This window comes from Pacificibacter marinus (genome assembly GCF_018860505.1).
GTDB classification, from domain to species: domain Bacteria; phylum Pseudomonadota; class Alphaproteobacteria; order Rhodobacterales; family Rhodobacteraceae; genus Celeribacter; species Celeribacter marinus_B.
Genome location: NZ_JAHKPU010000015.1, coordinates 1 through 18878, shown reverse-complemented (window position 1 = coordinate 18878; position 18878 = coordinate 1). Strand labels below are relative to the sequence as shown.

15 protein-coding genes and 1 tRNA gene are annotated in these 18878 nt (G+C 51.4%); 15 read left to right on the top strand and 1 reads right to left on the bottom strand.

From position 1 onward, the window contains the following. Positions 1-251: 251 nt before the first annotated feature. The 11 genes from KO503_RS03100 (at position 252) to rpoC (ending at position 13944) form a co-directional block, all read left to right on the top strand. A complete protein-coding gene (locus KO503_RS03100; protein ID WP_215990131.1) occupies positions 252-662 on the top strand; it encodes a hypothetical protein in 411 nt (136 codons plus the stop codon). Positions 663-776: 114 nt separating this feature from the next. Beyond that, positions 777-852: transfer RNA gene (locus tag KO503_RS03095), tRNA-Trp, on the top strand. A gap of 208 nt (positions 853-1060) precedes the next feature. Further along, positions 1061-1258 (top strand): preprotein translocase subunit SecE, encoded by a 198-nt coding sequence (gene secE / locus KO503_RS03090; protein WP_215942407.1) that lies wholly within the window; start codon positions 1061-1063, stop codon positions 1256-1258. A 35-nt stretch (positions 1259-1293) separates the two neighbouring features. Then, entirely contained in the window at positions 1294-1860 is a 567-nt protein-coding gene (locus KO503_RS03085; protein WP_215990130.1) for a pyridoxamine 5'-phosphate oxidase family protein, read from the top strand. A gap of 198 nt (positions 1861-2058) precedes the next feature. Continuing rightward, positions 2059-2595, top strand: a complete 537-nt coding sequence (gene nusG, locus KO503_RS03080; protein ID WP_215990129.1) for a transcription termination/antitermination protein NusG — start codon at positions 2059-2061, stop codon at positions 2593-2595. Between the two features lie 110 nt (positions 2596-2705). Next, complete coding sequence (rplK, locus tag KO503_RS03075; protein WP_215942404.1) at positions 2706-3131, top strand: 50S ribosomal protein L11; 426 nt, start codon at positions 2706-2708, stop codon at positions 3129-3131. Then, positions 3131-3829: a 50S ribosomal protein L1 gene (gene rplA / locus KO503_RS03070; RefSeq protein ID WP_215990128.1), complete on the top strand. Its 699-nt coding sequence runs from the start codon at positions 3131-3133 to the stop codon at positions 3827-3829. The genes rplK and rplA overlap by 1 nt, the downstream gene beginning before the upstream one ends. Positions 3830-4279: 450 nt before the next feature. Then, a complete protein-coding gene (rplJ, locus tag KO503_RS03065; RefSeq protein ID WP_215990127.1) occupies positions 4280-4795 on the top strand; it encodes a 50S ribosomal protein L10 in 516 nt (171 codons plus the stop codon). Between the two features lie 72 nt (positions 4796-4867). Further along, positions 4868-5239, top strand: coding sequence for a 50S ribosomal protein L7/L12 (rplL, locus tag KO503_RS03060; RefSeq protein WP_215942401.1), 372 nt, complete (start codon positions 4868-4870; stop codon positions 5237-5239). Between the two features lie 265 nt (positions 5240-5504). Then, the gene (gene rpoB, locus KO503_RS03055; RefSeq protein ID WP_215990126.1) at positions 5505-9641 is read left to right on the top strand and encodes a DNA-directed RNA polymerase subunit beta; all 4137 of its coding nucleotides are present in this window, start codon (positions 5505-5507) and stop codon (positions 9639-9641) included. Positions 9642-9696: 55 nt separating this feature from the next. Next, entirely contained in the window at positions 9697-13944 is a 4248-nt protein-coding gene (gene rpoC / locus KO503_RS03050; protein ID WP_215990125.1) for a DNA-directed RNA polymerase subunit beta', read from the top strand. A 98-nt stretch (positions 13945-14042) separates the two neighbouring features. On the opposite strand, the gene KO503_RS03045 is transcribed toward rpoC, so the two are convergent. Further along, positions 14043-15050: a glycosyltransferase family 2 protein gene (locus KO503_RS03045; RefSeq protein ID WP_215990124.1), complete on the bottom strand. Its 1008-nt coding sequence runs from the start codon at positions 15048-15050 to the stop codon at positions 14043-14045. Between the two features lie 492 nt (positions 15051-15542). Between KO503_RS03045 and rpsL the strand changes: the two genes are divergently transcribed. From rpsL to KO503_RS03025, 4 genes are all read left to right on the top strand, one after another. Further along, a complete protein-coding gene (gene rpsL / locus KO503_RS03040; protein ID WP_085848203.1) occupies positions 15543-15914 on the top strand; it encodes a 30S ribosomal protein S12 in 372 nt (123 codons plus the stop codon). A 12-nt stretch (positions 15915-15926) separates the two neighbouring features. Continuing rightward, entirely contained in the window at positions 15927-16397 is a 471-nt protein-coding gene (gene rpsG / locus KO503_RS03035; protein WP_215942397.1) for a 30S ribosomal protein S7, read from the top strand. A gap of 15 nt (positions 16398-16412) precedes the next feature. Further along, complete coding sequence (fusA, locus tag KO503_RS03030; RefSeq protein ID WP_215990123.1) at positions 16413-18530, top strand: elongation factor G; 2118 nt, start codon at positions 16413-16415, stop codon at positions 18528-18530. A 57-nt stretch (positions 18531-18587) separates the two neighbouring features. Then, positions 18588-18878: GTP-binding protein (locus KO503_RS03025; RefSeq protein WP_215990122.1), on the top strand; the 291-nt coding region annotated here is incomplete at its 3' end.

Sequence of the window (18878 nt, the reverse complement as noted above, 5' to 3'; positions counted from 1 at the left end):
CTAAAATCATCGAGTAAGCCTCACCGCTTATAAGACTTAGAAAAGGCCGCTCGTAAGGGCGGCCTTTTTGGTTTTGAACATCATGGTTAATTTGATTCATTGTCCTAGCGCACGCTCGTGAAGCGATTGAGTGCTTTATTCGTTAATTATCATAAGGTACTGACAGTGGAGTAATCCGCAAAAACGTCACTTCGTTTGGCTGTCTTCGCCTTCATTCTTGTTTGTTTGACGCGCATGAGTGTCTTGTCGTCTTGGTCGATGACGCAATATCTTTTTTCCTACAACAATGGCTTTTAACGCCGCGCTTTGGTTGGCGAAATCGTGGGCTGGTTTCTATCAGCAGGCCTGACCTCAGCCCAAGTTCAAGTGATAGGCATCGTGATTACCTTCGCGGGGGCGCTGTCGTGATCGTTTTTGTGACATCAATTGGGTTTGCAACAATGATCGGAAACACCGGCTACCTCGCGGGGGGGGGGATGATCGCGATTTTATGCCGAACCCATCAATCGTGCCGCGACAGGCTTTATGTGGTGTTCTCACCCGTTGTTATCGTCGCATTCATTGTGTTTAGCGCCCAAATTGAGTTACGTGATTTGAATGACAGCGACCGATATTTATTTTCGTTTCCAGGGCTGCTGACCTATGCGTTCGTTGGAGATTAATCGATGAGACCGCAATAGACGTGAGCATCGGTTAAAAACAGGTTGGTTGCGATAGCTTATTACCAAAACCCTCTTGCAATGATCCTACGCTTCGCGTAATTCCAGCTCGACGATAGGGGTATAGCTCAGTTGGTAGAGCGACGGTCTCCAAAACCGTAGGCCCACAGTTCGAGTCTGTGTGCCCCTGCCATTTTCAAACAGTTCCGATTCTCGTGCATCCGCCATTTACGTTGGCGGTTTTGCGCGAAAATTTGTTTTGGTGGGGCAGAGTGTGTCATTCTAATGCGTAAGCAGCACACAAGCTGGTGCTTTGCTATCCTTCGGGCTTGAATTCAGGCCCGCTGTGGCGTACATGCCCAACACGACATCACACACGACCTATAGGTTTAGGAAAAGACATGGCCAAGGCAAACCCACTTCTGTTCATTCAACAAGTCCGTGCAGAAGCGACAAAAATCGTCTGGCCGACTCGCCGCGAAGTGATGCTAACAACTGTGATGGTCTTCATCATGGCGGCCTTGACTGCGACATTCTTTTTCCTCGTAGATATCGGCATCCGCACCGGTCTTGCGGCGCTTCTTAACTTTGTAGGTTAATTTTCGGTCCAGTTTTGGGCCAATGAGGTCCTGGTATGGCTGAGCAGTTCAAATCTTTGTCTGACGATCATGCCGCGTTTGTTGCGCGTCAGCACATATTCTTTTGTGCCTCGGCGGCTGATGGCGCGCGGATCAATTTGACGCCCCGCTCAACAGAGTTGCTGCGCATTACAGGTCCGAATGAGGCCCTGTTTCTTGACCTTGTTGGCTCCAGTAATGAAACCGCAGCGCATCTGCTGGCGGATGGTCGTTTGACATTTATGTTCTGTGCCGTTGCAGGGCCGCCCATGATCATGCGTTTGTATGGCACTGGGCGCACGGTTCATCGCGGCACTAACGAATACGATAGGCTAATAAGGCTACATTTCGATGAGGAGCCGCGCAACGCGCGACAGATTTTCGTTCTCGATTTCGATCTGGTGCAAACGTCTTGCGGCTATGGTGTGCCGATGTTCGAATTTGCCCGCGAGCGCCCTTCACTTAAAAATTGGGCCACTTCAAAAACGGATGATGAGATCGAGGCATATAAGCGTAAGAAAAATCTTATGTCCATGGACGGGATGCCTACGGGGTTACAACCTGATGATGCGCTTAAAAAATAGCACGATCTCAGGGGGTAAGAGGCGTCTAAGCACTTGAACTTATGGACGCGGCGCGGTAATCCCTGCCCATTCCACTGGGCTGGCGTGCATCGATTCGTGTTGCGCGCCGCTTTACTGTTCAGGGAAAAGGCACATAAGTGCTTAGGAAATAACGATATCCGGTAGAAATACTGGAATGATTGAAAAGGCACAGGCATCATGGCTAAGCGTTGGTATTCGGTGAGCGTTCTCTCGAACTTCGAGAAAAAAATTGCCGAAGCGATCAGGGTTGCCGTGGTGGAAAAGGGCCTTGAGGATCAGTTCGACGAAGTTTTGGTGCCGACCGAAGAGGTCATCGAAGTGCGCCGCGGTAAAAAAGTGACCGCCGAGCGTCGTTTCATGCCCGGCTATGTGTTGGTACGCATGGAAATGACCGACGAAGGCTATCACCTCGTGAACTCGATCAACCGCGTTACCGGTTTTCTTGGGGCTTTCGGTCGTCCCGTGCCGATGCGCGATGCTGAGGTCGCGGCGATTGTCGGTCGCGCAGAAGAAACAAGCGCAGAAGCGCCACGGTCTACCATCACCTTTGAAGTAGGTGAAAGCGTATCCGTGGCTGAGGGCGCATTCGAAGGCTTTGACGGCATGGTCGAAGAGGTTGACGAAGAAGCGCAGCGTCTCAAAGTCGCTGTCTCGATTTTTGGCCGTGCTACGCCGGTCGATTTGGAATTCGGTCAGGTCAATAAACGGGCCTAATCGTTATGTGAGTGGGAGGCGAAGGCAACGCGTTGTCTAGACCAGACCACCAACCATTATCCCGCCGCAGCGCGCTGTTGGTCGGGGAGTTGAAAAAAAGGAGAGGCCACATGGCCAAGAAACTCGCAGGTACTATGAAGCTGCAAGTGCCAGCAGGCAAAGCGAACCCGTCCCCACCCGTGGGTCCGGCGCTTGGTCAGCGCGGCATTAACATTATGGAATTTTGTAAGGCGTTTAACGCAAAAACGCAGGATCTTGAAGTTGGCGCACCTTGCCCAACCGTGATCACTTACTATGCCGACAAATCTTTCACGATGGACATTAAAACGCCACCAGCGTCTTACTTCCTCAAGAAAGCTGCGAAACTCTCTTCCGGTGCAAAATTGCCTGGTCGCGAAACTGTTGGCACTGTGACTGTTGCTCAGGTGAAAGAAATCGCCGAAGCAAAAATGAAAGACCTGAACGCAAACGACATCGAGGCCGCGATGAAAATCATCCTCGGGTCCGCGAGTTCTATGGGCATCGAGGTGAAGTAATGGCGAAACTCGGTAAACGTACAACTGCAAACCGCGAAGCATTCGCGGGTAAAGCAGACCTCACAGTTGAAGACGCAATCGCATTGGTGAAAACTGGCGCGACAGCTAAATTCGACGAAACTGTTGAAATCGCATTGAACCTTGGTGTTGACCCACGCCACGCTGACCAGATGGTTCGCGGCGTTGTGTCTTTGCCAAACGGCACCGGCAAAACAGTTCGTGTTGCTGTGTTCGCGCGCGGCCCTAAAGCTGAAGAAGCTTTGGCTGCTGGCGCAGACATCGTTGGCGCAGAAGATCTGATGGAAACCATTCAGGGCGGCACAATTGATTTTGATCGTTGTATCGCAACGCCTGACATGATGCCTGTTGTTGGGCGTCTTGGTAAAGTGCTTGGCCCACGCAACCTTATGCCAAACCCTAAAGTTGGCACTGTGACTATGGACGTGAAAGCGGCCGTTGAAGCAGCAAAAGGTGGCGAAGTTCAGTTCAAAGCTGAAAAAGGCGGCGTTGTTCACGCTGGCGTTGGCAAAGCTTCTTTCTCTGCTGAGCAGCTTGTCGAAAACGTTCGTGCATTTGTTGACGCTGTTCAAAAAGCGAAACCAACAGGGTCCAAAGGCGCGTACATGCAGAAAGTTTCCTTGTCCTCTACAATGGGCCCAGGCGTGACTTTGAGCATCGACAGCGCAACTGGCAACTAAGTCAGCCGCTATCACGATTTGAAGGGCGCTCCTTAGGGGGCGCCTTTTTCGTATCAGAACTTTGGCGCTGATCGTAAAAATTGAGCGGTTTCAATGTTGCTCTAGCGGTCGAACGGCCTTTGTGGTAGTATTTTTTTAGCAAAAGGTATCAGGCGACCGCAATTTAGCGGGGCTTTCTGTTTGCCTAAACCCTTGCCCTCTCGCTTCATTCCTTCTAAACACCATCTTGCAGTCCAGTGTGCGATTCGTCGTGCGCTGTTTTGCGCTTCGTCCAAGACGGCGGGTAGAAGGGTGACTTTCTATAATTCCTGCCTGAGACGGGAAGACGAAAAGTTTATTTGAGGTGTTACCTCGGGTGACTTTGGCGCAGCCCCGTAACGGACTTCGTGCCGACATCTGTCGGTAGAAATGAGCCGGGAGGGGAAACCCTCCCAAATTTGGAGAAAAACTGTGGATAGAGCCCAAAAAGAAAAAATGGTCGACGAGCTCGGCCAAATCTTTGACAGCTCTGGCGTCGTTGTGGTTGCCCACTACGAAGGTCTCACGGTTGCTGATATGCAGGATCTGCGCGCGCGTATGCGCGAAGTTGGTGGATCCGTACGCGTTGCCAAGAACAAGCTCGCCAAAATCGCCCTTGACGGTAAACCCTGCGCAAGCATCGGTGAATACCTGACAGGCATGACTGTTATGACCTACTCTGAGGATCCTGTGGCCGCGGCTAAGGTGTCTCAGGACTTCGCTAAAGATAACGACAAGTACGTTATTCTTGGTGGTGCTATGGGTGATAACGCTCTCGACGTCGCCGGTGTTGCTGCCGTTGCGAAAATGCCTTCTCGCGAGGAGCTTATTGCTTCTATCGTGGGTTGCATTGGCGCACCTGCATCGAACATCGCTGGCGCGATTGGCGCTCCTGCTTCGAACATCGCTGGTATCTTGTCTACGATCGAAGACAAAGCCGCTGCATAAGCAATCTAGGACTGACGTAGTTTGCATAAAGCACACGTTGGAACAGAAATTAAAACGAACGGAAACAGTACAATGGCTGATCTGAAAAAACTTGCTGAAGAGATCGTAGGTCTTACACTTCTCGAAGCACAAGAACTGAAAACTATCCTTAAAGACGAGTACGGCATCGAGCCAGCTGCTGGCGGCGCCGTAATGGTTGCTGGTGCAGCAGACGCTGGTGCAGCTGCTGAAGAGAAAACTGAATTTGACGTTGTTCTCAAAGACGCAGGCGCTTCTAAAATCGGCGTGATCAAAGAAGTTCGCGCGATCACAGGTCTCGGCCTGAAAGAAGCAAAAGACCTCGTTGAAGCTGGCGGCAAAATCAAAGAAGGCGTTGATAAAGCTGAAGCAGAAGACGTTAAAGCGAAACTCGAAGCAGCCGGCGCGACAGTCGAAGTTGCTTAATCGCATCGGCCAGTTACTGGCCGCATAAAGTTAAGGCTGGATCCCGAATTTCGGGGTCCAGCCGAACCTGTCTTGAGGGATAGGAATAAAATAATCCGCCTCAGTAAGTGCCCTGGATAGGGCATTTTCTAAGGAGGGTTCAGATCGGGAGCCACCGGTGGGACGGTGGCAGGAATAGATCGAACTCCTCTGTTTCGTAAGGGTACATCGGCCGGCGCCCACCGGCAGGATGCAGCTCGCGAAAACTCGAAAGGTAATGACGCGCATGGCTTCGACCTACCTTGGCCAGAAACGGCTCCGGAAGTATTACGGCAAAATCCGTGAAGTATTGGAAATGCCGAACCTCATTGAGGTTCAAAAATCTTCATACGATCTCTTTTTGAAATCTGGCGATGAGCCACAGCCGCTTGACGGCGAAGGCATCAAAGGTGTTTTCCAATCGGTTTTCCCGATCAAGGATTTCAACGAGACCGCTGTACTTGAGTTCGTGAAATACGAGCTTGAAAAACCAAAATACGATGTAGAGGAATGTCAGCAACGCGACATGACCTACAGCGCGCCACTGAAAGTGACGCTGCGCCTCATCGTGTTTGATGTGGACGAAGACACAGGCGCCAAGTCTGTGAAGGACATCAAAGAACAAGACGTGTTCATGGGCGATATGCCTTTGATGACGCCAAACGGCACCTTCGTTGTGAACGGCACAGAGCGCGTGATCGTGTCGCAGATGCACCGTTCCCCTGGCGTGTTCTTTGATCACGACAAAGGCAAAACGCACTCTTCTGGTAAACTTTTGTTCGCATGTCGGATCATTCCGTACCGCGGATCTTGGCTTGATTTCGAATTTGACGCCAAAGACACCGTTTACGTGCGTATTGACCGTCGTCGCAAATTGCCAGTGACGTCATTGTTGTACTCTCTTGGTCTCGACCAAGAAGGCATCATGGACGCCTACTACGAGACAGTCGACTACAAGCTCGAAAAGAACAAAGGTTGGGTGACCCCGTTCTTCCCTGAGCGCGTTCGTGGCACACGTCCGACGTTTGATTTGGTCGATGCGGCAACAGGTGAAATTATCTGTAAAGCTGGCGACAAAATGACGCCGCGCGCTGTTAAGAAAATTATCGATGAAGGGTCTGTTACAGAACTTCTCGTGCCCTACGAGAACATCGTCGGCAAATATGTCGCCAAAGACATCATCAATGAAGAAACTGGCGCGATTTACGTCGAAGCTGGCGACGAACTTCTTCTTGAGATGGACAAAGACGGCACAGTCATCGGCGGATCTTTGAAAGATCTTTTGGATGCGGGCATTACCGATATTCCTGTGCTCGACATTGATGGCGTGAATGTTGGCCCATACATCCGCAATACTCTTGCGCAAGATAAAAACATGAACCGCGAAACAGCACTCATGGATATCTACCGCGTGATGCGTCCGGGCGAGCCCCCCACCGTTGATGCGGCGTCGACTTTGTTTGACAGCCTATTCTTCGACTCCGAGCGTTACGATCTTTCTGCTGTTGGTCGTGTGAAAATGAACATGCGTCTCGATCTTGATGCGCCAGACACACACCGCACTTTGCGCCGCGAAGACATCATTGCTTGTATCAAAGCATTGGTTGAATTGCGTGACGGCAAAGGCGACATCGACGATATTGACCACTTGGGCAACCGTCGTGTGCGTTCTGTTGGCGAGCTGATGGAAAACCAATACCGTGTTGGTCTTTTGCGCATGGAGCGCGCGATCAAAGAGCGCATGTCGTCTGTCGAAATCGACACAGTCATGCCACAAGACTTGATCAACGCGAAACCTGCGGCTGCTGCTGTTCGTGAATTCTTCGGCTCTTCGCAGTTGTCACAGTTCATGGACCAAACCAACCCGTTGTCCGAAGTCACACACAAACGTCGTTTGTCTGCGCTTGGGCCTGGCGGTTTGACACGCGAACGTGCTGGTTTTGAAGTTCGCGATGTTCACATCACGCACTACGGCCGCATGTGTCCAATTGAGACGCCAGAGGGGCCGAATATTGGTCTGATTAACTCACTCGCAACCTTTGCGCGTGTGAACAAATATGGCTTCATCGAAACGCCTTACCGTAAAGTTGTTGACGGTCAGGTGACAGACGAAGTTCAGTACATGTCCGCGACCGAAGAAATGCGTCACACTGTGGCGCAGGCCAACGCGTCTTTGGATGAGAACAACCGCTTTACGAACGATTTCGTTTCCACACGTCAGTCTGGTGAGCACGCGCTTAACCCACCTGAAAACGTGGATTTGATTGACGTTTCACCAAAGCAGCTGGTCTCCGTTGCGGCGTCTTTGATTCCCTTCCTCGAAAATGACGATGCGAACCGGGCCTTGATGGGGTCGAACATGCAACGTCAGGCTGTGCCGCTGCTTCGTGCTGAAGCGCCACTTGTCGGCACAGGTATCGAAGAAGTTGTGGCTCGCGATTCCGGCGCTGCGATCATGGCGAAACGTGCTGGTATCATCGACCAAGTCGATGCGACTCGTATCGTTGTCCGTGCGACACACGATCTAGAGCCGGGCGATCCTGGCGTAGACATCTACCGTCTGCGCAAATTCCAACGGTCGAACCAAAACACCTGTATCAACCAAAAACCATTGGTTAAGGTTGGCGACACTGTTGGCAAAATGGAAGTTATTGCTGACGGCCCGTCCACAGATATGGGCGAATTGGCTTTGGGTAAAAACGTCTGCGTGGCGTTTATGCCTTGGAATGGCTACAACTACGAAGACTCCATTCTGATTTCTGAGCGCATCGCGCGTGACGACGTATTCACATCGGTTCACATCGAAGAATTCGAAGTCGCAGCCCGTGATACGAAACTCGGCCCAGAGGAAATAACCCGCGATATTCCAAACGTCGGCGAGGAAGCTCTGCGCAACCTCGACGAAGCTGGAATCGTCTACATCGGTGCTCATGTTGAGCCAGGTGATATTCTCGTTGGTAAAATCACACCAAAAGGCGAAAGCCCGATGACACCAGAAGAAAAACTTCTGCGCGCCATCTTTGGTGAGAAAGCCTCTGACGTGCGTGACACATCTTTGCGTGTGAAACCGGGCGACTACGGCACGATCGTAGAAGTGCGCGTCTTCAACCGCCACGGCGTTGAAAAAGACGAGCGTTCTGTTCAAATCGAACGTGAAGAAATTGAGCGCCTCGCTCGTGACCGTGACGATGAAATGGGCATCTTGGATCGCAACATCTATGCGCGTCTGAAATCCATGGTGCTCGGCAAGGTCGCGGCCAAAGGTCCGAAAGGCGTTGCACCCAATGTTGTCGTCGATGAGGCACTTTTGGATCAACTGTCCAAAGGTCAGTGGTGGCAGCTTGCCCTCGAAGATGAAGACGATGCGATCATCGTTGAGGCTTTGAACGAGCAGTACGAAATTCAAAAACGTGCCCTTGAGCACCGCTTTGAAGACAAAGTCGAAAAAGTACGTCGCGGCGACGATCTGCCTCCGGGCGTGATGAAGATGGTCAAAGTCTTTATCGCTGTGAAGCGTAAGCTTCAGCCTGGTGATAAAATGGCTGGTCGTCACGGGAACAAAGGTGTGATTTCACGCGTTGTGCCAATGGAGGACATGCCGTTCCTCGCAGATGGTACACCGGTTGATTTCTGTCTGAACCCGCTCGGCGTTCCATCACGTATGAACGTTGGTCAGATTCTTGAAACTCACATGGGTTGGGCCGCACGCGGCATGGGCATTCAAGTGGACGAAGCTCTGCAAGAATACCGCCGCTCAGGTGACATGACCCCTGTCAAAGACGCGATGAAATTCGTGTACGGCGACAATGTGCATGACGAGATTCTGAAAGACCTCGACGATGAAGACCTGCTTGAAAAAGCTGGCAATGTCACAAACGGTGTTCCAATCGCAACACCTGTTTTTGATGGTGCGAAAGAAGCGGACATCAACGAAGCTTTGGCTAAAGCTGGTTTTGACACTTCAGCACAGTCTGTCTTGTTTGATGGTCGCACAGGTGAGCAATTTTCACGTCGTGTCACAGTCGGCATGAAGTACCTGCTGAAACTGCACCACCTTGTGGATGACAAAATCCACGCCCGTTCTACGGGACCATACTCCCTTGTTACGCAGCAGCCGCTGGGTGGTAAGGCGCAGTTTGGTGGTCAGCGCTTTGGTGAGATGGAAGTCTGGGCACTGGAAGCATATGGCGCGGCATACACGCTGCAAGAGATGCTCACAGTTAAGTCAGATGACGTCGCTGGTCGTGCGAAAGTCTACGAGTCGATCGTTAAGGGCGAAGACAACTTTGAAGCGGGTATCCCCGAGTCCTTCAATGTTCTTGTCAAAGAAGTCCGTGGCCTCGGTCTCAATATGGAACTCCTGGATGCGGAGGATGAGGAATAAGGGCTTCGGCGCTTATTTCTCTCTCCTTTCCGCAACAATTTGAGGAACTCAAAAGATGAACCAGGAACTAACAACAAACCCGTTTAACCCTCTGGCGCAGCCATCGACCTTTGACGAGATCAAAGTGTCCTTGGCCTCTCCTGAGCGGATTCTTTCATGGTCTTATGGCGAAATCAAAAAGCCAGAAACCATTAACTACCGGACGTTCAAACCAGAACGTGACGGCCTTTTCTGTGCGCGTATCTTTGGCCCGATCAAAGACTACGAATGCTTGTGTGGTAAATACAAACGCATGAAGTACCGCGGCGTTGTCTGCGAGAAATGTGGTGTTGAGGTTACCCTCCAGAAAGTCCGCCGCGAACGTATGGGCCACATCGAGCTTGCAGCTCCAGTGGCGCACATCTGGTTCTTGAAATCACTTCCAAGCCGTATCGGCCTTATGCTCGATATGACTTTACGTGATCTTGAACGCGTTTTGTACTTTGAAAACTATGTCGTGATCGAACCGGGTCTGACAGAACTCACCTATGGTCAAATGATGACCGAAGAAGAGTTCATGGACGCGCAAGACATCTACGGCGCGGACGCATTCGAGGCCGACATCGGCGCCGAAGCAATCCGTAAAATGCTGTCCAATATCGATCTTGAGTCCACCGCAGACCAACTGCGCGAAGACCTTAAAGAAGCGACTGGCGAGCTAAAGCCTAAAAAGATCATCAAGCGTCTCAAAATCGTTGAGTCTTTCTTGGAATCTGGCAACCGTCCTGAGTGGATGATCCTGACAGTGATCCCTGTGATCCCGCCAGAATTGCGTCCACTCGTACCACTTGATGGTGGCCGTTTCGCGACATCCGATCTCAACGATCTGTACCGCCGCGTGATCAACCGTAACAACCGTCTCAAGCGCCTCATCGAGCTGCGTGCGCCCGATATCATCGTGCGCAACGAGAAACGTATGTTGCAAGAATCTGTCGACGCTTTGTTCGACAACGGCCGTCGTGGCCGCGTGATCACTGGCGCCAACAAGCGTCCGTTGAAATCGCTGTCTGACATGCTGAAGGGTAAGCAAGGTCGCTTCCGTCAGAACCTTTTGGGTAAACGCGTCGACTTCTCTGGTCGTTCGGTGATTGTGACGGGCCCTGAGCTCAAGCTTCATCAATGTGGTTTGCCCAAAAAGATGGCGCTCGAGCTGTTCAAACCGTTCATCTATTCGCGTCTTGAGGCCAAAGGTCTGTCTTCCACTGTGAAGCAAGCCAAGAAATTGGTCGAAAAAGAGCGTCCCGAAGTGTGGGATATCCTCGACGAGGTTATTCGCGAACACCCAGTGATGCTCAACCGTGCGCCAACACTTCACCGTTTGGGCATCCAAGCGTTTGAACCTGTGTTGGTTGAAGGCAAAGCGATCAACTTGCACCCACTCGTTTGTTCCGCGTTTAACGCTGACTTCGACGGTGACCAAATGGCTGTTCACGTGCCTTTGTCTTTGGAAGCACAGCTTGAAGCACGCGTCTTGATGATGTCCACGAACAACGTTCTGTCGCCAGCCAACGGCGCGCCGATCATTGTTCCGTCACAGGATATGATCTTGGGTCTCTACTACGTGACTATGGAGCGTAGCGGGATGAAGGGTGAAGGCATGATCTTCTCTGACATCGAAGAGGTTGAGCACGCATTGAATGCTGGCGAAGTCCATCTGCACGCCAAAATCAAAGCGCGTATGACGCAAATCGACGAGCACGGTCTTGAAGTGCCTGTTTTGTTCGACACAACGCCGGGCCGTTTGCGCCTTGGTGGCCTCTTGCCGCTGAACGCGAAAGCGCCATTTGATCTTGTGAACCGTCTTCTTCGTAAGAAAGAAGTGCAGCAGGTCATCGACACTGTTTACCGCTACTGTGGTCAAAAAGAGTCTGTGATCTTCTGTGACCAGATCATGACTTTGGGCTTCCGTGAAGCGTTCAAAGCTGGCATCTCGTTCGGTAAAGACGACATGGTTATCCCTGACTCAAAATGGCCGCTGGTTGATGAGACCCGCGATCAAGTTAAGGATTTCGAACAGCAGTACATGGATGGTCTGATCACCCAAGGCGAGAAGTACAACAAAGTTGTTGATGCTTGGGCCAAGTGTAATGACAAAGTCACCGATGCGATGATGTTGAACATCTCGACAGCGGGTGTGGACGAGAATGGCGCTGAAAACGAGCCAAACTCAGTTTACATGATGGCTCACTCTGGTGCGCGTGGTTCGGTTACTCAGATGAAACAGCTTGGCGGTATGCGCGGTCTTATGGCCAAACCATCCGGCGAGATCATCGAGACACCGATCATCTCGAACTTTAAAGAAGGTCTTACCGTTCTCGAGTACTTTAACTCGACACACGGGGCACGTAAGGGTCTGTCCGATACAGCGCTTAAAACAGCGAACTCGGGTTACCTCACGCGTCGTCTTGTGGACGTTGCACAAGATTGTATCATTCGCGAAGTCGATTGTGGCACTGAAATCGCCATCACAGCTGAAGCTGCCGTGAATGACGGTGAAGTTGTTGCGTCTTTGGCTGAACGTATCTTGGGCCGAGTTTCTGCTGACGACGTTCTGCGTCCTGGCACAGACGAGGTTCTGGTTGCGAAAAACGAACTGATCGACGAACGCAAATCTGACATCATCGAAGCTGCAGGGATCGCTACAATGCGCATCCGTTCACCGCTGACATGTGAAGCAGAAGAAGGCGTTTGTGCGATGTGTTACGGTCGTGACCTTGCACGTGGGACTATGGTCAACCAAGGTGAGGCTGTTGGCATCATCGCGGCACAATCCATCGGTGAGCCAGGCACGCAGCTTACAATGCGTACCTTCCACATCGGCGGTGTTGCGCAGGGTGGTCAACAGTCCTTCCAAGAGTCGAGCCAAGAGGGCAAAATCGTTCTCACGAACGCACTATTGCTTGAAAACACTCATGGCGAAAACATCGTTATGGGACGTAACATGCAAATGGCGATCGTGGACGAACATGGCGTTGAACGTGCGTCATACAAACTCGGTTACGGTACCAAAGTGTTTGTTAAAGACGGCGAAACAATCCCACGGGGTCACAAGCTGTTTGAGTGGGATCCGTACACACTTCCAATCATCGCTGAAAAAGGCGGTAAAGCGAAGTTTGTTGATCTTATCTCAGGTCTGTCTGTTCGCGACGTTACCGATGACGCGACTGGCATGTCTCAGAAAATCGTATCCGATTGGCGCTCTGTGCCAAAAGGTGGCGACCTGAAACCTGAGGTTCTGATCTTGGATGCTGATGGCGAACCCATGCGCAATGACGTTGGCAACCCTGTGACTTACTTGATGTCTGTCGATGCCATCCTCTCAATCGAGGACGGTCAGGACATTCAAGCGGGTGACGTAGTTGCACGTATTCCACGCGAAGGCGCGAAGACCAAAGACATCACCGGTGGTTTGCCGCGTGTTGCCGAGCTCTTCGAAGCACGTCGTCCAAAAGATCACGCGATCATCGCGGAAATCGACGGTTACGTGCGCTTTGGCAAAGACTACAAAAACAAACGTCGTATCGCGATTGAATCTGCAGAAGATTCAGACGTCAAAGTCGAATACATGGTGCCAAAGGGCAAACACATCCCTGTGGCCGAAGGCGACTTTGTGACCAAAGGCGACTACATCATGGACGGCAACCCTGCGCCGCATGATATCCTTGCGATTATGGGTATCGAGGCACTGGCTGTTTACATGATCGCCGAGGTCCAAGAGGTCTACCGTCTGCAAGGCGTTAAGATCAACGATAAGCACATCGAGGTTATCGTTCGTCAGATGTTGCAAAAATGGGAAATCCTCGAATCCGGTGACACCACACTTCTCAAAGGCGAGAACGTGGACAAAATCGAATTTGAAGAAGCCAACGCGAAAGCAGAGTCCAAAAATGGTCGTCCTGCAAAAGGCCAGCCGATCCTTCTTGGGATCACCAAGGCGTCCTTGCAGACACGTTCGTTTATCTCTGCGGCGTCTTTCCAAGAAACCACCCGCGTGCTCACCGAAGCATCTGTCCAAGGCAAGCGCGACAAACTGGTTGGTCTCAAAGAAAACGTTATCGTGGGCCGCTTGATCCCTGCCGGTACCGGTGGTGCAACCAAAGCCGTACGCAAAATCGCCCTAGATCGCGATACAACAGTGATCGAAGACGCGCGTGCAGAAGCAGAAGCAGCAGCCTTGCTTGCAGCCCCAGCGCCAGCTGCGGTTGAAGCTGCGGATGATGTCTTCTCAAGCACTTTGGTTGAGACACCAGAATCTGACGCGTAAGCGTAAGACATAAAATTCAAAAGGGCCTCGCTAGATTGCGGGGCCCTTTTTTGTGTTTGGTATGATGTGTAAAAGGTACTTTCTACCTTTGATTTTCGCTAGTCGGATTGAAGCGCGGCATCTTTTGCGGCTTGCAATTGTTCCGTATAACGCGCGTCGTCCTCGGTCTTGAAACCGGTGTTTTCGTTGAGCATCTTCACATAAAGCGCGCAATTCAAATGATGCAGCGCCTTGATCCCAGGAACTGCCATCAATCTATCGTATATGGGTTGAAAGCGGTGCTTGAACGCGATCGCCGACGTATCTTCTCCATCATTGCGGTTGTAGCGCTCAAAGAAATTCATGGAATAGCGGTTTTTTGCGCTCCGATTGTAGAGGCTTGAGGTGCCGGCCTTGGCTGAAAAGCTCTCGAACCATTTGGTGACGTAATGATTCAGCTGGGCCCCTTCGTGCGAAACCCATTTCGGATTGACGCGCATCTTGGGTTTGCCATTCGGGTTGAAATTGATGTGCGTTCCGTTCGCGCGGTGGAACACATTCGCGCCATCGCCCCATGCGCCGTCGCCCTTAAACCCGTATGGTTCATGCGCCCCAAGTTTGCGAAAGCGGCGCGGTTTATAAATGAAAGACTTATAGAACATATTTGCGGGGGTCTTGGTTGCTGCGGCTTGCGTGAAGGTGCGATGCAGTAACCGATCTTTCCAGCTGTGCTTGCCTGCCGTTCCAAAGGATTTCCACTGCACGACGAACCCGGCTTCGTGCAAGTGCCTGCCCTCCAAGAATGAGGGAACAGTTTGGTCTCCGTCATGGATCACCAGATACTCGTCCACATCACAGATGAACAACCAGTCGGTGCGTTTGACCAATGGGTGTTGCTTGATGCAGTTTTGTGCAGACGGCCCCGCGAGCTTTCCGTCGTCAGGGAAATGCTCGGCGGCGGTGATCCAGCCCGCTGCTTGCAGGCAAGAAAGCATATCTTTGAAAATGGTGTCACAATCGTTGTGGACGACAAGGATATCATCGAACCCAAGCATCTTTTGCCACGCCACCCATTCGAGTAAAAAGGCGCCTTCATTCTTTACCTTTGTTGCAACAGTGTAGCGCATAGGGTCCTAATTTCGGCTTTCATATCCCGCCACACTAGCGGTTTCGTGCAATCTAGCTATGAAGTATTAACAAAGGCAACATTAGGGCGTTTTAGAAAATGAACTTGCCTTGGGGTGACTTGTTTGTCGCCGTGTTTCCGTGATCTTCGCGGCCGTTTTAAATGGGCAAGTTGTGCTTAGGATGGGCATTCGCGCGCCAGTTCCCAGACGGGCAGGTGGCAAAGCGGGGGCGCTGTTGACAAGGGGCGCGACTCTCCATATACGAGCGCTCATCCGGCATAGGGGGTTTCCTCCTTTTCGCCGAATTCTACATCGTAGTGGCCAAGATCCAAGCAATTTGAGACGCTTTGATCCTCTGGGAACTCACCGCGTCGTTCACCTCGGAATGGGAGCGATAGCGGGTTTTTGTGTTATGCGCACTGCATAACGGTCTATCTGAGATGTCATGACAATCGTCATGGCGAAATGTGTTGAAATACGGGGAATCCCTCAATGCCAACGATCCAACAGCTGATCCGCAAGCCGCGCCAGCCGAAAGTTAAGCGCTCGAAGTCTATGCACTTGGAGTCCTGCCCACAAAAACGTGGTGTATGTACGCGCGTCTACACAACGACGCCAAAGAAACCGAACTCCGCTATGCGTAAAGTTGCCAAAGTGCGCCTTACAAACGGTTTTGAGGTCATTTCTTACATCCCAGGTGAAAGCCACAACCTTCAGGAACACTCTGTTGTCCTGATCCGTGGCGGCCGCGTAAAAGATCTTCCAGGCGTTCGTTACCACATCCTGCGCGGTGTGCTTGATACGCAAGGCGTTAAAGATCGTAAACAACGTCGTTCGAAATACGGCGCTAAGCGTCCTAAGTAAGGAGAGACTGGTATGTCCCGTCGTCACGCCGCTGAAAAGCGCGAAATTCTGCCCGACGCCAAATTTGGTGATCGCGTTTTGTCCAAGTTCATGAACAATCTCATGATCGATGGTAAAAAATCTGCTGCTGAGAAAATCGTTTACAACGCATTCGACCGCGTTGAAGACAAGCTCAAAAAAGCACCTGTAGAAGTGTTCCACGAAGCACTCGAAAACGTTAAGCCATCTGTTGAAGTTCGCTCACGCCGTGTTGGTGGTGCAACGTATCAGGTGCCTGTTGAAGTGCGCACAGAGCGCCGCGAAGCTCTTGCTATTCGCTGGTTGATCAACGCTGCACGTTCACGCAACGAAAACACAATGGAAGAACGCCTCGCCGGTGAATTGCTTGACGCAGTTAACGGCCGTGGTTCCGCTGTGAAAAAACGCGAAGATACGCACAAAATGGCCGACGCGAACAAAGCGTTCAGCCACTACCGCTGGTAAGAGGAAAGCACCGACATGGCACGCGATTACCCTCTCGAACTGTACCGTAACTTCGGTATCATTGCGCACATCGATGCAGGTAAAACCACCTGTTCCGAGCGCATCCTGTACTACACAGGTAAATCTCACAACATTGGCGAAGTGCACGATGGCGCTGCGACAATGGACTGGATGGAGCAGGAGCAGGAACGGGGTATTACGATTACTTCCGCTGCGACGACGACATTCTGGGAGCGTACTGAGAACGGCATAGAGGCCGACTCTCCTAAGCACCGCATGAACATCATCGACACACCAGGTCACGTTGACTTCACGATTGAAGTTGAGCGTTCCTTGGCTGTTCTCGATGGGGCTGTTTGTGTTCTGGACGCCAACGCTGGTGTTGAACCACAAACAGAAACTGTTTGGCGTCAGGCTGACCGCTACAAAGTTCCACGTATGGTTTTTGTCAACAAAATGGACAAAATCGGAGCGGACTTCTTTAAGTGTGTCGAAATGATCGAAGATCGTTGTGGCGCGCGTGCTATTCCCGTTGCGTTCCCAATCGGTGCCGAAGACGAGCTGGAAGGCTTGGTCGATTTGGTCACGATGGAAGAGTGGTTGTGGCAAGGTGAAGACCTTGGCGCGTCTTGGATCAAAGCTCCGATCCGTGACAGCTTGGCTGATCTCGCTGCTGAGTACCGTGAAAAGCTCGTCGAAGCTGCTGTCGAGCAAGACGATGCTGCAATGGAAGCATACCTTGAAGGCGTAGAGCCTGAGGTTCCTGCATTGCGTGCGTTGATCCGCAAATCTTGTCTGTCTTTGTCTTTCGTCCCAGTTCTTGGTGGCTCCGCCTTCAAAAACAAAGGCGTTCAGCCATTGCTCAACGCTGTTGTTGACTACTTGCCGAGCCCGCTCGACGTTGTTGACTACATGGGCTTTAAGCCAGGCGACGAGACTGAGACACGTGATATCCCGCGTCGCGCGGATGATAGCATGGCGTTCTCTGGCCTTGCGTTTAAAATCATGAATGACCCATTCGTTGGCTCCTTGACGTTTACTCGGATCTATTCCGGTACACTCGAAAAAGGTGACAACTTGCTCAACTCTACCAAGGGTAACAAAGAGCGTGTTGGCCGTATGATGATGATGCACTCTAACGATCGCGAAGAAATCACGGAAGCGTTCGCGGGTGACATTATTGCTTTGGGTGGTTTGAAAAACACGACCACAGGGGACACGCTGTGTTCACCTTCTGAGCCTGTTGTTCTTGAAACAATGACGTTCCCAGAGCCTGTGATCGAGATCGCGGTCGAGCCAAAAACAAAAGCTGACCAAGAGAAAATGGGCATCGCGCTTCAGCGTCTTTCTGCTGAAGATCCATCCTTCCGTGTGGAAACTGACCTCGAATCTGGTCAGACCATCATGAAAGGCATGGGCGAGCTTCACCTCGACATTCTCGTGGACCGTATGAAACGTGAGTTTAAAGTGGAAGCCAACATCGGCGCCCCACAAGTGGCTTACCGTGAAACAATTTCTCACGAAGTTGAACACACATACACCCACAAGAAACAGTCTGGTGGTTCTGGTCAGTACGGCGAAGTGAAGATGCAAATCATTCCCACTGAGCCTGGCGAAGGGTACTCCTTCGAGTCCAAAATTGTTGGTGGTTCTGTGCCTAAGGAATACATTCCTGGCGTTGAAAAAGGCATCTTGTCTGTCATGGATAACGGCCCATTGGCTGGCTTCCCTGTGATCGACTTCAAAGTGATCTTGCTTGACGGTAAGTTCCACGATGTTGACTCCTCAATCATGGCATTTGAGATCGCTGCACGTATGTGTATGCGTGAAGGCATGAAAAAAGCTGGCGCGAAAATGCTCGAGCCAATCATGAAAGTCGAAGTGATTACACCAGAAGAATACACTGGTGGCATCATTGGTGACCTTACTTCCCGTCGTGGGCAGGTTCAGGGTCAGGACACACGCGGCAATGCAATTGCCATCGACGCGTTCGTTCCACTTGCCAACATGTTCGGTTACATCAACACATTGCGCTCTATGTCTTCTGGACGTGCGCAATTCTCGATGCAGTTTGATCACTACGAAGCTGTTCCTTCGAACATCTCCGAAGAAATTCAAGCGAAATTTGCTTAATCCAAATTGGGGACCGGATCTCGGTTCGGTCCCCCACAGATTTAATAGGAGGCCATCATGGCTAAGGAAAAGTTCGAGCGTAATAAACCGCACTGCAACATCGGCACAATCGGCCACGTTGACCACGGTAAAACTACATTGACTGCTGCGATCACGCGTCAGTTCTCTGATCACTTTCAAGCGTACGACGAAATTGACGGCGCGCCCGAAGAAAAAGCACGCGGCATCACCATTTCGACTGCGCACGTTGAGTACGAAACAGAAAACCGCCACTACGCGCACGTTGACTGCCCAGGTCACGCCGACTACGTGAAAAACATGATCACTGGTGCGGCTCAAATGGACGGC